At 42.2% G+C, this 15,966-nt stretch carries 14 protein-coding genes; 7 read left to right on the top strand and 7 right to left on the bottom strand.

What is annotated here, in order from left to right:
• Window positions 1–81 precede the first annotated feature (81 nt).
• From FHR29_RS04630 to FHR29_RS04620, 3 genes are read left to right on the top strand one after another with little or no spacing between them, the layout of a single operon-like run.
• The gene (locus FHR29_RS04630; RefSeq protein WP_183912734.1) at window positions 82–3,135 is read left to right on the top strand and encodes a TonB-dependent receptor; all 3,054 of its coding nucleotides are present in this window, start codon (window positions 82–84) and stop codon (window positions 3,133–3,135) included.
• Window positions 3,136–3,159: 24 nt separating this feature from the next.
• Window positions 3,160–4,710: a RagB/SusD family nutrient uptake outer membrane protein gene (locus tag FHR29_RS04625; RefSeq protein WP_183912731.1), complete on the top strand. Its 1,551-nt coding sequence runs from the start codon at window positions 3,160–3,162 to the stop codon at window positions 4,708–4,710.
• A gap of 3 nt (window positions 4,711–4,713) precedes the next feature.
• Window positions 4,714–6,774 (top strand): glycoside hydrolase family 16 protein, encoded by a 2,061-nt coding sequence (locus FHR29_RS04620; protein ID WP_183912729.1) that lies wholly within the window; start codon window positions 4,714–4,716, stop codon window positions 6,772–6,774.
• A 98-nt stretch (window positions 6,775–6,872) separates the two neighbouring features.
• On the opposite strand, the gene FHR29_RS04615 is transcribed toward FHR29_RS04620, so the two are convergent.
• From FHR29_RS04615 to FHR29_RS04600, 4 genes are all read right to left on the bottom strand, one after another.
• Complete coding sequence (locus tag FHR29_RS04615; RefSeq protein WP_183912727.1) at window positions 6,873–7,883, bottom strand: metallophosphoesterase; 1,011 nt, start codon at window positions 7,881–7,883, stop codon at window positions 6,873–6,875.
• Window positions 7,884–7,985: 102 nt separating this feature from the next.
• A complete protein-coding gene (locus FHR29_RS04610) occupies window positions 7,986–8,282 on the bottom strand; it encodes a helix-turn-helix domain-containing protein (protein ID WP_232789294.1) in 297 nt (98 codons plus the stop codon).
• Between the two features lie 90 nt (window positions 8,283–8,372).
• Window positions 8,373–9,392 carry an LLM class flavin-dependent oxidoreductase gene (locus tag FHR29_RS04605; RefSeq protein ID WP_183912722.1) on the bottom strand — a complete coding sequence of 340 codons (1,020 nt, stop codon included), beginning with the start codon at window positions 9,390–9,392 and terminating at the stop codon, window positions 8,373–8,375.
• A gap of 39 nt (window positions 9,393–9,431) precedes the next feature.
• The gene (locus FHR29_RS04600; protein WP_183912720.1) at window positions 9,432–10,556 is read right to left on the bottom strand and encodes an LLM class flavin-dependent oxidoreductase; all 1,125 of its coding nucleotides are present in this window, start codon (window positions 10,554–10,556) and stop codon (window positions 9,432–9,434) included.
• 329 nt (window positions 10,557–10,885) lie between these two features.
• Here FHR29_RS04600 and FHR29_RS04595 point away from each other — a divergent pair, with 329 nt between their 5' ends.
• Window positions 10,886–11,623 (top strand): NADPH-dependent F420 reductase, encoded by a 738-nt coding sequence (locus FHR29_RS04595; RefSeq protein WP_183912718.1) that lies wholly within the window; start codon window positions 10,886–10,888, stop codon window positions 11,621–11,623.
• A 282-nt stretch (window positions 11,624–11,905) separates the two neighbouring features.
• Here FHR29_RS04595 and FHR29_RS04590 read toward each other — a convergent pair whose 3' ends face one another.
• Complete coding sequence (locus FHR29_RS04590) at window positions 11,906–13,051, bottom strand: hypothetical protein (RefSeq protein ID WP_183912716.1); 1,146 nt, start codon at window positions 13,049–13,051, stop codon at window positions 11,906–11,908.
• A 25-nt stretch (window positions 13,052–13,076) separates the two neighbouring features.
• Window positions 13,077–13,697, bottom strand: a complete 621-nt coding sequence (locus FHR29_RS04585; RefSeq protein ID WP_183912714.1) for a DUF4304 domain-containing protein — start codon at window positions 13,695–13,697, stop codon at window positions 13,077–13,079.
• Between the two features lie 254 nt (window positions 13,698–13,951).
• Here FHR29_RS04585 and FHR29_RS04580 point away from each other — a divergent pair, with 254 nt between their 5' ends.
• Window positions 13,952–14,521, top strand: coding sequence for a Crp/Fnr family transcriptional regulator (locus tag FHR29_RS04580; RefSeq protein ID WP_221197799.1), 570 nt, complete (start codon window positions 13,952–13,954; stop codon window positions 14,519–14,521).
• 84 nt (window positions 14,522–14,605) lie between these two features.
• Window positions 14,606–14,995, top strand: coding sequence for a RidA family protein (locus FHR29_RS04575; RefSeq protein ID WP_183912712.1), 390 nt, complete (start codon window positions 14,606–14,608; stop codon window positions 14,993–14,995).
• Between the two features lie 17 nt (window positions 14,996–15,012).
• On the opposite strand, the gene FHR29_RS04570 is transcribed toward FHR29_RS04575, so the two are convergent.
• Entirely contained in the window at window positions 15,013–15,375 is a 363-nt protein-coding gene (locus FHR29_RS04570; RefSeq protein ID WP_168126726.1) for a helix-turn-helix domain-containing protein, read from the bottom strand.
• 117 nt (window positions 15,376–15,492) lie between these two features.
• Here FHR29_RS04570 and FHR29_RS04565 point away from each other — a divergent pair, with 117 nt between their 5' ends.
• Window positions 15,493–15,912 carry a nuclear transport factor 2 family protein gene (locus tag FHR29_RS04565; protein ID WP_183912710.1) on the top strand — a complete coding sequence of 140 codons (420 nt, stop codon included), beginning with the start codon at window positions 15,493–15,495 and terminating at the stop codon, window positions 15,910–15,912.
• Window positions 15,913–15,966: the final 54 nt, after the last annotated feature.

Raw genomic sequence — 15,966 nt, 5'->3', positions numbered from 1 at the left:
GTGTTTAAATTTAACTTATGCCTATCTAAATCTAATTTTGAGCTAATTATAAACATTCCTAAATTTTTTAATTCAGCAAGCATGAAAAATAATGTTAGCATCATGGCAAGTGTTGCTCTTCTGTCTTGTCTTACCCATACGGTAAGTGCACAGAGCAGAACGATCACAGGTAAGGTCACAAATGAACTGGGGATTCCGCTAGTGGCAAGTATTACCTTATCTGGAGGTTCCAAAATTGGAACAAGTAGCAACGAGAACGGAGATTTCTCCCTCACTATTCCCCAAAACACCAGTTATTTGACCGTCTCTTCTTTGGGCTATGAAACCAAAACAGTCACCATCACCGGCAATGCCGTCAACATCCAATTAAAGGCTAATGCCGATTTTAATCTGGATGAAGTCGTGGTAGTCGGTTACGGTACACAGCGCAAAGGGGATTTAACAGCACCTATTTCAACGGTCAATATGCAGGATATGGCCAAACGTACGGTTTCCAATTCGATGGATGCCCTTCAGGGTGCCGTTGCAGGTGTACAGGTCGTGAGCTCAGGAGCTCCGGGATCAACACCCTCCGTGCGCGTCCGCGGTGTAGGCTCGTTCAACAATGAAAGTCCGCTGTATGTTGTCGATGGGATGTTTATGGATAACATTGATTTCTTAAACCCCAATGACATTGCCGATATCTCCATCTTAAAAGATGCATCCGGTGCTGCCATCTATGGTGTCCGTGCCGCAAATGGGGTTATCCTCGTCACCACAAAAAAAGGAAGCATCAATATGAAATCGCGTGTCACCTACAATGGATTTGCAGGTTTCCAGACCCCGACCAATATCTTAAAAATGGCCAATGCGCAGCAGTATGCCAATTACGCCAATGCGACCGGAAATGGTGCCTTTGTCAAAAAATCGGTTGAAAAGTATGGTGGTACCGAAGCCAATCCGGCCATGGATACCGACTGGTTCGATGAACTATTGCGCTCAAAAGCACTCATCACGAACCATAATCTTGACATCATGGGTGGCAGTGAAAAGATTACCTATGCTTTTGGTCTCAACTACGTAAAACAAGAAGGCATCATGGACGCTAAAAACAACAACCAAAAGTTTAACATGCGCATGCAGGCCGATGCTAAGGTTACAGATTGGCTGAAAGTTGGATTCATGGCACATTTAAATAACTTTAAATCCTACCACCCTAATAATGCGGCTTTCCGTCAGGCGTATTTTGCATCGCCTTTATACCCTGTTTACGATCCAACCATCGAACTTTCAAAACCTGAAAAGTTCGGATCCAGCACGGCAATCGGGATGCAGTCGGGATTTTGGTACAACAATCCGATCGCGACAGCCTTCTACAACAACAATCAGACGAAAGGATTTCAGATCCTGCCGAGTTTCTATGTAGAGGCAGAACTATGGAAAGATAAAATTACCTTTAAGTCACAGCTCAGCCAGCGCTATCAATCGACACATAACATCGGCTATAACCCAATTTATTACATCGATAACGACCAGCGAAATGACCGCTCTTTCCTACGTTCGGCACAGGCACGTAACAACAACTACATCTTAGACAATTTATTGACGTATAAAGATGAAGCCGGCAAACACCACTGGTCGGTCCTATTGGGACAGTCGACACGTGAGGAACGCTGGCGTGAAACCTGGGTGCAGGCCAATGATGTACCTGAATCGGAAGAATTCTGGTATGTAGGTGTTGGCGCTCAGGGAATCGGTTCGGCAACAGGATACGGTGAGAACGGCTCCCGAAATGCCGGTATATCTTATTTTACGAGAGGAACGTACGATTATGACAACAAATACTTACTGACCGCTACTTTCCGTGCTGACGGAAGTTCAAAATACCAGACCAAGTGGGGCTATTTCCCATCTGTGGGTTTAGGATGGGTGCTGACGAGAGAGAAGTTTATGGAAAACCAAAAGCTTTTCAATCAACTGAAACTCCGTGGAAGCTGGGGTAAACTGGGGAATGACGGCATCCAGCCCAATGCAGGCTATGCAACCGTGTATTCCGGAAACAATTTCTCAGGCATCTTTGGCAGTGAGGGCACGACAAACGGAACCCGTATTCCGGGATACCGTGTCGGCAGGTTCTTTTCACAGGTCCGCTGGGAGGTCGTGGAAGAATGGGATGGCGGGATAGATTTTGCCTTGTTGAACAACCGTCTGAGCGGTACATTAGACTATTACCACAGAACAACCCATGATCTTGCCTTCAGCAGACCTATTCCATTTTCGTGGGATCGCGTATATGGAAATTGGGGCAGTGTCGCCAACAGCGGATGGGAGCTTTCGCTTCAATGGAAAGATAAAGTCGGTGCATTGGGCTATTCCATTGGCGGAAATGTAACGACATTGAAAAATACCGTTAAAAATCTGGGCGGACTTGAGAATATCATGAACGGTTACCCGGAATGGTCGGCAGAATTTCCGGCCAGAATCCAGATCAACGAGCCCATCAACTTTTACTATGGTTATGAAGTCGCTGGCGTGTACCAAAATCAGGCGCAGATCGATGCCGATCCAATAGCAAAGGCGTACAATGAGCAAAATCCAAACGCCCCTATTTTACCGGGGTATCTCCAATATAAGGATCAGAATAATAATGGCGAACTGGATGAAAACGACCGTATCAATCTCGGAAACTACCTGCCAAAGATCACCTATGGCTTCAACCTGGCATTCGATTACAAAAAGTTTGACCTAAGCGTCGCCTTTCAAGGGGTAAGTGGCAATAAAATCCATAACCTCAACCGGGCTATGCGTAGAAAATACAATCAGATGAATGTGGATGCGGCCTTTGTTGATAAGCTATGGACAGGTGAAGGAACAAGCAACACCCATCCATCGGCAGCAGGTTCGGTGGCTTCATGGAACCTACAGGCTAGTTCGTTCTTTGTCGAAAGTGGTGCTTACCTCCGTGTACAAAATATTCAGTTAGGTTATAGTTTTGACTTCCCGAAAATGCCAACCCGTATATTCGTTACGGCAGATCGACCTTTTATGTTTACCAAATACAACGGTTTTACTCCTGAAGTATCCGGAATGGGATTTGATGCCAATGTGTATCCAATTGCATCAACGTACAGCCTAGGAGTCAAAGTTTCCTTTTAATTTTTAACCTTACTTTTTAATCTTATGAATACCTTTAAATATATCCTCATAGCAAGCTGTATAGCAGTACCGTTATCCATGACGAGCTGTAAAAAGTTTTTGGACAAGCCTCTTGAAAACCAGCAGCGTTCGGAAGAAATCGACTACAGCAACCCTGCCCTGATGTACAGCCCCGTTTCTGGCGTATACCGCTCGGCAGCCGATGACAACCTGGTCCATTGGATCGATCTATCCATCCGCTGCATGCGCGATGATGATTACCTGCAGGCTGCTCCCAGTCCCAATGATAATCCGGAACTCATGGCCATCAAAAACTTCCAGAACGATGTAACCGTACAGTCGTACTGGGGACTGAACCAATCGTGGATCAGTTACTACAGTCTGGTCATCGCAGCCAACAATGCCCTGATTGAACTGGACAATTTCGCTGCAAAAATACCGGCCGGCAACAGCAAAGACCTCAACCTCAATAAGCAGTACAAAGCGGAGGTGCGTTTTCTGCGCGCATATGCCCACCTGATGGCCTCCCGCCTCTTCGGAAACGTTCCTATTTTGATCGACAGTGAAAATATTGGACGTCTGGCGACCATTGAAAAGAGCACTGCGGCCCAAGTAAGACAATTTATCATTGCTGAAATGAATGAATGCATCGAAGCACTGGAAGATGCACGTCCAAATCAGTCCATCCATATCGGTGCAGTGACCAAGTATACGGCACTGCTCCTCAAAGCCAAAGCCGCAGCAGATCTTGCCGGTAATGATAACAGCAGTCCGCACTGGGAAGAAGTCCTGGATGCGACCAATAAGATCATTGCGAGCAATAAATTCTCCTTATATCCAAACCTCTACGAGCTCTTTAAGCTTCCCGGAAAACTGGCCAATGAATCCTTATTTGAACTGCAATATTCCGATTTTGGTGTAGGTACTGGCGATATTGTACGTCCCGGAGTAGACTGGGGAACATTCTTTAGGTGGCAGGGACCGTCGGGTGATCAAAAAGGAAGTCCCATCTCCGGAGCGGGCTGGGTACCGCCATCTCAAAATATTGTCGATTTCCTAACGAACCGTGGCGATGTTGAACGCTTGAAAAACACGATTCAATACTGTGGCATCAACGGTAATCCTGCTACTTCGGTTACCACCCCGAGCGGTGATGTGGTCTATGGCAATCCATTTGGTATCAAATATTTCAACGGAAAAGCGTATCTTCCTAAAGCACAGATGACCGAAGGACGTATGGAATATGGCGCCAACAATAATGTTCGTATCTTACGTTATGCAGATGTATTGCTTCTAAATGCGGAAGCAAAAGTACGGAAAGGACAAAATGGCGACGAACCGTTCCGATTGGTACGCGAAAGAGCTAAATTGGGTGCTATTGCCAATGTGACGTTAAACCAGATTTTAGACGAGCGCAGGGCAGAATTTGCCTGTGAATGGTGGGGTGAACGTTTCAATGACCTGGTACGTACCGGCAAAGCAAAAGAAGTATTTGGCGCTAAATTTATTCCTGGTGTGAGTGAATCATTGCCTATACCGCAAACGCAGATCGATGCTAACCCTAACTTCAGATAAATCATGATGCATATAAAAACAGGAATTTTATGTTCCCTGCTCCTTTTCAACGTACAGCTGGCGGTATCGCAGGACAACAAACCCGTCAAAACCGTCATCGCTAAAGAAAACGGTGGTTATACCATCAAGCGTGACGGGCAGCCGTATTTTATCAAAGGCGCTGGTGGCAGCAATTATATGGATCGTCTAAAAGCGTATGGAGGTAACTCCATACGTACTTGGAGTCCACAAAATGCAGGCAAAATATTGGACGATGCGCATCGCTTGGGACTTACCGTGACCTTAGGACTGGATGTACGGGCCGAAAGACACGGATTTGATTACAACAATCCCGAACAGGTAGCACAACAATTGGAGGGCATCCGCAAGACCGTCCTGCAGTACCGCAATCATCCTGCACTCTTGGCCTGGGGAATCGGCAATGAACTGAACCTCCATTACAGTAATCCCAAGGTATGGGATGCCGTCAATGCGATTGCAGTAATGATTCATGAACTAGACCCTAATCACTTGGTGACAACCATGTTGGCAGGTATCAACCAAAAGGAATTTGATTATATTCAGGAAAAATGTCCGGCGATCGATCTGATTGCTGTACAGGTATATGGAGGGCTCGCTTCCGTACCACAACAGATTAAAAGTGTCGGCTGGACTAAACCTTATATCGTGACCGAATGGGGTCCTACAGGGCACTGGGAGGTGACACAGACACCTTGGTCTGCTTCCATAGAAGAGAACAGCAGTGAAAAAGCTGCTGTCTACAAAAGCCGTTATGAAGCCTCTATCGGCACAGACAAGAACTGCCTAGGGTCTTATGTCTTCTTATGGGGACAGAAACAAGAGCGCACCCCGACCTGGTACGGACTGTTCACCGAAGCTGGTGAAGAAAACGAAGTGGTCGATGTGATGCAATACCTCTGGTCAAAAAAATGGCCTGAAAACCGTTCCCCACATGTATCGTCCCTCCTGTTAGATGGAAAAAAGGCGGCTGACTTTGTTTATGTCGAACCGGGTAAAACTTATCCCGTTGCCGTGTCTGTAAACGATCCGGATGGCGACAAGTTAATGACGCGCTGGGAGCTCCTGCACGAAAGTACCGACCTGAAAGAAGGTGGTGACCGTGAAGAAAGACCGAAGGCTATTCCAGGACGTGTGGCAGATGAGGGGCAGCAGCACACACAGCTCACAGCTCCTGCGGAAGAAGGCGCATACCGGTTGTTTGTCTATGTTTCCGATGGTCATAACAACGTGGCTACTGCCAATATCCCATTCTATGTAACGGCTAAAAAGTCAAACACCAGCGCCGCAGCCGCAAAAAACACTTACCGCTTTTCGACTGAACCTGTGTGGGCTGACGAATTTAATTACGAGGGCTTACCCGACACGACCAAATGGTCGTATGATGTAGGTTCAAAATATAACGGCTGGGGCAATAATGAGGATCAGTATTATGTTGCATCTTCGCTAAAAAACTCGGTCGTCGGTAAAGGGGTCTTAAAAATCAAAGCTTTAAAAGAAAGCAAAGGCGGTAAACCTTACACTTCTGCCCGATTAGTGAGCAAAGACAAAGGTGATTTCCTGTACGGCCGCTTTGAAGCTCGTGCCAAATTACCGCGGGGACGAGGCAATTGGCCTGCGATCTGGATGCTACCAACAGCATCTAAATATGGCAATTGGCCTAACTCGGGTGAGATCGATATCTTGGAACACGTGGGTTACGATCAGGATGTGCTCCATATCTCAACCCATACCAAAGCCTACAACCATAATATCAACACCCAAAAAACAGCAACAACAAAAGTAGCAGGTGTTTCCGATGATTTTCACCTTTACCGTGTGGATTGGACGCCCGAATATATCAAAGGATTTATCGATGATCAGGAGATTTTTTCTGTTGAAAATGAACATAAAACCTTTGCCGAATGGCCCTTTGATCAAAAATTTCACTGGCTGCTCAATTTAGCCATCGGCGGAAATTGGGGCGGTAAACATGGGGTTGATGACAAGATATTCCCGAATGTTTTTGAAATCGATTACGTCCGTGTATATGAACTATTACCTTAGATCATATTTATTATACAGCTATAATAGAGCACATAACAGCTAACACAATAATTTAAAAGACCTTTTCAGCTATGGGCTGAAAAGGTCTTTTTGTTATACTACTTCGAGAGATCGATTCTGTTTAAGCTCCCGTTAAATCCCGAAACTTGAGCAGGTAAATCTGCCAGTTTAACTTCATGCTTATCATCCGCTCTTATCGCGCTTACTTTTACCGAACCCTTATTTTTGATGTTTTTCGGGATCTCAATAAAGCCATAGGACTTATAGGGAGCCTCATGATGCCCCAATAAAGAACGAGGCCCTCCACCCAGGCAACCGCTGTGATATAAAATCACCGATTCCTTTTTGGCAGGGTAATACACATGTTGATGACCCGATAAATACAGGTCTACCTGATTTTCTTTCAAAAACTGCAAGGTCTCATCAGCATGCTCCAGAACTTCTCCTGGTTTACTTTTACTTTCAACGAGTGCATATAAAGGCAGGTGACCTAATACGATTTTAAATCTCGCCTCTTTAGCCAAAGGGCTATCCAGCTGATCCTTCATCCAGCTTTTCACTTCAGCTGGGATTTGAGATGATGATGCATCCCAGGAGATCATGAACACATTATTTTTTAAATAAGAAAAGTAATACGGAAAATGACTGCTATCAATGAAAGTAAGATTGACATCAGCTTTATGATTGGCCCAAAATGAGGCCGAAACTTCACGGTCCAGCACAAAATTGGGAGAGGCATCGTGATTGCCCATCGTAAATCCAAATGGTACGCCAGAAGCCTTTATAGGTTGCAGTACAGCCTGATCAAATCCCTTCCACATAGCCTGAATAGCATCTCTCGTTAAAGTCTTCTTTTGTCCTGCAACCATATCGCCACCGCACAAAATAAGATCTGGCTTTAATGTTGAAACACTTCCCACTAAATCCAACACTTCCTGACTGTAAGTCGTAGATCCATAACTATCATTTAAATCCGATATAACTAAGATCTTCAGACTTTTATTTTGCTGTTCCTTGATGATATCCTTGTCAGAAATCTGAGAAAATGCAGGATGAATAAAGATGATCAGCGCAAAGCAGCAAAGTAAAGCCAATAAATTAGATTTCATATGTTAAGGTTTGAAGTACTAGTTTCAAATGTAAAACTATAATTTTATAATCCAGTTAAAAACGGAAATCATAGCCAGTAGCATTTTTAACTTCAGAAAATATTACTCCAGCACCTTTTTCTTATGATTAATACCCCAATCCTTCAGTGCATAAATAACTGGAGTCAGCGTATCGGCATATTCCTCCAGCTGGTAGGAGATCTTTACCGGATATTCCTCGATAACAACTCTCCTGACCAGCTTATGCTGCTCCAGATCTTTGAGTTCTTTTGCCAAAACTTTGGGCGAGATCCCAGGAATACTCTCCTGGATATCCGTGAAACGATCATTACCGACACCAATGGATATAATAATAGGTATTTTCCATTTACCATTGATAACATCCAACGTGTCGCGCACTGGTCTTATGGTTTCTAGACAGTCACAGTGAACTTTTTTTTGTGCCATTGTTTTAGTTTTAAATATAATGAAAAGCGGATTAGGTTAATGTTAATCCGTGCTATCATCCGCATTGATTTCGCTCATTACTTCAGCAAACAATTCGGTCGACTTGATTCGATCCTTGAAATCATAGATTGTCGATACGACGATCAGCTCATCCACTTGAGTTTGCTCAAGGAACGCCTTAGTCTGTGCTTTTACAGCTTCCTTAGTGCCCACAAATGAGTATTTCAGCATCTGATGTACACTTGGATGATGGAAAATATCCTGCAAATCCTCTGTCATTTCTGTCGGTGGATGCAGCGGTTGAGAATTTCCGGTCAAGATACCCAAAAACATTCGGACCACTGATGTAAACAATTTTTGTGCTTCTTCATCCGTTTCCGCAATAATCACATTAACACCCGCAATCGTATAAGGTTTTTCCATCATTTCAGAAGGTTGGAACTCTTCCCGGTAGATTTTTAATGCCGACATTAAATGATCTGTCGCAAAATGGCTTGCAAATGCATAAGGCAATCCTTTTCGAGCGGCGAGATGCGCACTATCGGTACTTGATCCCAAAATATAAATCGGCACATCAGCACCTTCTGCAATCGGAGCCCTCACCTTACCCGTACTGTTGGATTCTGAAAAATAATGTTCAATTTTCTCAATTTCCGCAGGAAAAGAGTGCGCAGCTTTCATAAAGTCCGAACGGATTTCCTGAGCCGTCAGTGTATCTGTACCCGGAGCTCTTCCCAGACCTAAATCAATCCGGTTTGGATAAAGATGCGCCAATGTTCCAAATTGCTCTGCAATAATCAAAGGCGAGTGATTGGGTAACATAATACCACCCGACCCTACTCTTATTTTACTGGTGTTTTCGGCTACATATAAAATTAATAGCGAAGTGGCACTGCTGCCTACCGAAGCCGAATTATGATGTTCCGCAAACCAGTAACGTTTATAATTATTTGCTTCTGCTACTTTAGCCAATTCCAGCGAATGCTGTAATGTCTGTCCAAATGTACTGCCTTCTGAAACGATGGCGAGTTCTAAAATGGAATGAGCGGTATGTTTTTTCATGTTTTTGTATTTTTGATTTAATTAAATCCCTTGATGCTTTTAAAAATTTCTGAATGCTGGTTTTGGAAGTTCGAGGTTTCCGCGCAGCGTTGTTTCTTCGTACTCCGTATGGAAAATTTCGCGTTCTTGTAAAATAGGAACAACCAGTTCGATAAAGTCTCGGAGACCATAGGGATGATCCTGTTTAATGATCAGCATATCCATTATTCCCTGTTCGTGCCATTCTTGAATTTCATCAGCTACACTTTCGGCAGACCCTAAAAACAGCGGTGGAGCAATTCGCTGATACCGATTTAGTACAGCCAGCTCCATATATTTCTGATGCGCTTCAGCATCCGTTCTCCCCACGATCGGGTTTTGCGAAGTGGCGATGATAAAGTTGTCCTGGTTTCTTTGTTTCTCATCCAACTTTCTTCTCAACGCCATAGCGGTATGTTTTGTCTCTTCCATGGAAAAGCCTCCTATAAAAGCACCATCTGTGTAAGTAGTCGCAATATCAACGAATGTTGGCGAGCTACCTGCGGTGTATAGAACAGGTCTTCCCTGAACAGAACGGCTTATATTCAAAGGACCTTCAACAGAAAAATATTTTCCCCTGTAGTTTGTTAAATGCATTTTGTGTGGATTCAAAAAGATTCCATTTTCTTTATCTCTTACAAATGCATCGTCTTCATAAGTGTCCCACAAGTTCCTTATAATTTCTAAAAACTCGATATGCATGGGATACTGATCTGCTTTCGACAAATGACCCCGACTGAAATTTACCATCCCTCCCGGATTGGAAGTAATGGCATTCAGTGACACTCTTCCGCGGCTTATTTTATCCAATGACAAAACCTGACGCGCAATATTATAGGGATCTGTATAAGAACTTGAAGCTGTTATAGAGAGTCCTATTCGTTCGGTTTTCATCGCTAAGGCAGACATAATAGAAACTCCCTCGAACATACTCAGATAATGTGGAATATTCCCGGGACCAACATGACTGACATCAATCAAAAATAAACTTTCAAATTTGGCATCTTCCGCAAGTTTAGCCTGCTGAACGTAAAAGTCGATATTTTCGCCTGCGTCTGATGGCATATCCGGATGTTGCCAAGAGGTATGATTCCATCCAGGTCCATCAATTATCGCAGCGAGTTTCAATTTCTTTTTATTACCCATAATACGTGGTGATTTATATAAAAGGCGCCATCTCAATTCGAGATTTTCTTAAGTATTGACCGCACCAATTTTACACCTTGCAAAATTACAGCAAAATTACTAACCAAAAGATAGTAGTTACCTAAAGGAAAGTGAAATTTATAAAGGGCAATTAGAGCACTTCTAGCCGTTTAAATCCAAAAGTCTGCTTTCCTTCAGGAAAGGCCTATACAAATGATAGTGAAATAGCGATAACTTTGTGCTGTGCGAAAGATCATTCCGAACAGCTTTTGAATAGAAGTCAAATGATAGCATGAATACAAGATAATCCATATTAAAATAAGGAGCATATGAAAATAGGAATAATAGGTACCGGTGCAATAGGCGGAACAATCGCTAAAAAAATGGCTGCAGCTGGTCACCAGGTGAAAATTAACAATACAAGCGACATGGATAAATTGAATGCGCGCGCTCAGGAATTAGGTGTTACAGCTGCCGATCAGAAGGAAGTGGTGAAAGATGTTGATGTGATCATTTTAGCGATACCGACCATAGCAATACCGAAATTACCTCAAGATCTTTTTGCAGACGTTCCTGAAGAGGTCATTGTGGTCGATACCTCCAATTATTATCCCTTCCGTGATGCTGATATTGAAGAGATCAAAAATGGAAAAGTAGAGAGCATCTGGGTATCTGAGCAATTGGGAAGACCTGTCATAAAAGCATTCAACAACCTATTGGCGGAAACACTTGCCAGTTGTGGAAAAGCTACTGGAACTCAGGACAGAATTGCAATGGCAATAGCGGGTGATGATGTTGAGGCCAAAAAAGTAATTGCGACATTAGTTAACGAAGCGGGATACGATATCGTTGACGCTGGTCCACTTTCAGAATCCTGGAGACACCAACCCGGAACCCCAGCCTACTGCACAGAATTGAATGCGACAGCACTAAAACAAGCATTGGCGGACGGCGTGAAAGAGGATGCGCCCATTTTGAGGGATAAAGCTATTGCCGAACTTTCAGCTATGTCTAGCTATCCTTCGCATCCAGAGGTTGTAAAATTCAATCGAGCATTATTCGCTTGAGAAAATAGCGTTGTCATATTTAAACTTGACCTACGATGCATAACTTGCAGGTAACGTTAGATCTTATAATCTCACATGAATGATAATATATATTGGAAAATATGGGTTACGATCAGAATCTACTATATACTTTCACTTTAGATCATAACAGTTATAATGCTACAATACAACCCGTAACACAATTAATCCAAAATCAAAAAAGTCTATTCAGCTAATCGCTGAAAAGACTTTTTTTGTTGATTCCATTGCTGCAACATGTTCTTGTTAAGCAGATCATATCCCTCATTTTATATAAATACCCGAAAACAAATAGTCTTCATCAAAGTTAAGAGTAACCTTACCGTTCCCTCTTTTGACTTCTATATAATTCGAAAATTTTAGATCATTGAAATTGATGATGTCATTTTTGTTGAATAATTTGATAGCTTCCTTAAAAGAGATTCCAGGGCGAAGACCATTGTCAAATGAAATATCCACCTGTTTAAAATCCTGCAGGCTATAGCCACTTAAAAGATTGTTTTTGGGATTCTCACCATCACCTTGACCTGCAGAAAAATAGAAAAAGAAGTTTTTGTCTTTATTGTCATAAGATACTTCCGTGGTCGAAGCCGTACTGCCGTCGATCACAACCGTCCGCTCAAAATTTTTATTCGTAGATGAGGATACGAACTCCTGTTCCGTAGTTTTCCCTACGACCAGCTGATTGAGGTTCCAATCTTTGTCTATTTTCACAACAGGCTTATCTGTCACTTCCTTTTCAGGACTGGTATTTTTAAGCAGTTCCTTCGTATACGCCTCCTGATCACATCCCCCAAAATCAATCGTTCCATTCATAATATCCCAATAACAGGTTTTGGAGAGATCTGTACTGTTTAAAACGATCAGTCGGTCATAATCTGGCGCAAAGAAGATGTATTTTTGCTCTTTCGCGACATTCCAATACAGCCCGTTATCGGTATTCGGATTTTTAGTTCCTTTTCCATACCTGCTTTCCAGTTTTGCAAGTATCTGTTTCTTGAAGTCCTCCGTTTTCATTTCGATCCGCATTCCGTAGATGGTATTTGCTGCTTGGTAGTTTTTTAGGATTTCAGCAAGCTCATTCTTGTCTTTGAAAGATCGCACGTCGATATGACCACCGCCCTGTTTCGTCAGGCTGTCTGTTTTAAGCAATTCGGAATCGATCTGGAAAAATACCTTTTGGCCCGTCAGATCAAGACCGTCAAAAGTATAGTTTGCACCATCATTTATTTCAATCATCAAGCAAAAGGGGTATTCAACCGTTTCAACACCGATTGTTTTAGGTTCAGCAAAATCAATGAGGCTCTCGATGCTTTCATTCAAGTGCAATTGGGAAAGATCTATCTTGTCGCGGTCTTTACAAGATACCAGGACAGGAAGCAGAGCAAATAGTAGGATAAGTTTTTTCATAAAGTTCAATTCAAGGTCATGTACGCTAGCGTAATAAATCCGCAATGGTTTCTTTTCGTTTATTTTTTCTTAACAGCTCAGACAGGTTGTCTTCAAATATCGTCCACCTTCGTTGCTGTCCAAAAGTATCATGCAGATTTTTCACAAAACGTTTTGCATCTGCCTGATTATTTGTTAACAGTAAATATTCAAATAGTTCCTGATAATTGTTGAGCCCATTTTTGTTGATCATCAAGTCCGTCAGATCGCTGGTCCTGTTGATGTTATTATATTGCAACAGCACCGCTTTTAGATCCTGGTGAAGTGTCAAACTTAACGTTTCCAAGTCCGTGTCCTTTGTGATCAAGTAACCGTCATCGACGGCATTGATCAGCGAAGAAATCCGATCTTTGAAATAGCACTCGTACTCTTTCGGTTCCACAAGTTCCGATCGACCTATCACTTTATCGATAACGGTCGAATGAATACCACAATTGATATAAAATTTTGTCTGTTCAGAACTGTTCCCATGGCTATTTTGAACGTTCAAAAGGAAAACCAGATCAGCATATCTTTTATAAAAATTCATCCCTTTCTTCGTGAAGCCATTTTCTTTCAGTAACGGTTTTACCACTTCTGCGATCAGCTGATTAAATTTTTCTTTCATTGTCTGGGATCAAATATTATCTTAAAGGGTCTAAAAGAGGCACATCGGTTTGCCAATATCCATTCGAATTACTCCAATAGATAACAAAACACCGCCGGGTTTAGTTTTGAGCCATACCATCAATGACAGACGGTAGTACCAGTCCATATATATTGCCAAAGCTCACGGGGCAATTTAGAAAAAATAGCGCAATCATTTTATAACTTAATATACGATGCATAACTTGCAGTTGACTTCACATATTATAATCTCATATGAATGCTATAAAAGATACATTGCGAGCACATATCGAAAAAATCGTCAGCCTTTCGGATGAGGAAATATCATTGCTATTTGATCATTTCACATTTCAGGAATTTAAGAAAAATGAACTGATCATCGCAGCAGGTCAACCGGTTAAGCATGTCTACTTTGTAATTTCAGGATTGGTAAAGCTAACATATACTGATAGTGATGCAAAGGAACATCTCATTTCTTTTGCGATGGAAGACTGGTGGGAAACAGATTTCGTAGCCTTTTATTCCCAGAGCCGCGCTACCTTATCGTTAAAATGCATTGAAAACACACAAATGCTTTGCCTTACCCTAGAAAATTTTGAGAAGCTATGTACGCAAATGCAAAAGATGGAGCACTTTTTCCTTAAAAAATCAATTGCTGGACATATTGGCTCGCAACAACGTATTTTATCATTTCTTACTTCCAGTGCAAAGGAAAGATACGAGCAGATCATTAAAAACCAGCCCTCTTTGATACAGCGAATTCCCAAAACATTGTTGGCATCCTATCTCGGCGTATCCCGCGAAACATTGAGCCGCATCTTATAAGACATTTGAAAACTGTGATATTTGTCACACGCTCATATAAAGCAACATCTTGATCTTTGTACCATACTTTAATAAAACATTAAAATGGAAAAAAAGATCATTAATCCATGGACTTGGCAAGATGCCCGAAGCTATGTCCAGGCAGTAGAAGTGAAACATGTTGAAAGCACCTTGTATGTATCCGGCCAGACAGCGATCGACGAGCATGGAATTTCAAGTGATGAGCATATGCGCGTCCAACTGCAGAAGACATTGGAAAATCTTGAAAAAGTAATTCGTGAAGCTGATTTCCAACTCAAGAATATTGTCAGGCTCAATATCTACACAACAGACTCAGCGGCATTGTTTGAAAATTTTGATCTTTTCCAAGAATGGATCGATCGGAACCAAATCAAGCAAACAAGTACAGTACTGGAAGTACAGCAACTATTTGAAACCCTAAAAGTTGAATTAGAAGCTACGGTTGTTAAATAAACGAGTCAAACAACGCTTTATACTTTACCCGTTATTTTCTGGCGGTGCATCTGCCCCCATTCATACATTGTTGAGATTACTTCATTAAGGGAAACGCTATAAGCAGTAAGCTCATATTCAACTGAAATTGGTCTTGTATCAAGAACCGTCCTGCTTACAAGACCATTTGCTTCAAGTTCCTTGAGCTCCTTGGATAAAATTCTGGGCGATATTCCAGCCTCTTTGGCAAGCTCACGAAACTTCATTTTTCCCCCTCTTAAAATGGATATCAAGACCAATTTCCATTTACCCCCTACAATATCTAAGGTATCATGAAGTGTAAGCCACGCCTTCCTGCATTCATCATCAGTGGCTGGTAGTAGACAGCGATCTTTATTCATTGTGGTATCTAATTTTTGATGATATCCTTTTTGTAACCCATAGCAAAGGTATAGAATTGAATCAATAATTTTGCTTCATCAATTCAATTAATAGTATATAAAACACAGGTAAACACCATGGATAGTACACAAAAAACAACCCTTGCACAACATCTTTTTCAGAAGCATCTTTCTAAATTCACTAACCCAGAAATGTCACGGGAAGCATATGCGGCATTATTTACAGAAGACGCCGTTCAGCAGTATCCTTATGCCCCTGCTCCATACGCAACAGAGCTTATAGGCAGAGAAGCTATTGCCGACTATATCACAAATGTCGTTAATGGTGCGACCAACTGGCAATTTAAAAATTTTGTATTCACATCAACAGCTGATCCTGATACTTTCTTTGTCGAATTTGAGGGCGGTGCTGATGTGATCGCTACGGGCAAATCTTATCAACAAATCTATATTGGTCGTATTACATTACAAGATGATAAAATTTTAAGCTACCGCGAGTACTGGAACCCGATCTGGATCATGGACGCATTTATGTAGGTCAAATTAAAAAGGGAACTTCCATTCTATTACGACTGTTCTTTTACCTTAATT

Origin of the sequence: Sphingobacterium sp. JUb56 (assembly GCF_014191365.1) — a bacterium.
Classification (GTDB): Bacteria; Bacteroidota; Bacteroidia; order Sphingobacteriales; family Sphingobacteriaceae; genus Sphingobacterium; species Sphingobacterium anhuiense.
Note: the sequence above shows the minus strand (reverse complement) of the source record. Positions and strands in the feature narration are given on the sequence as shown.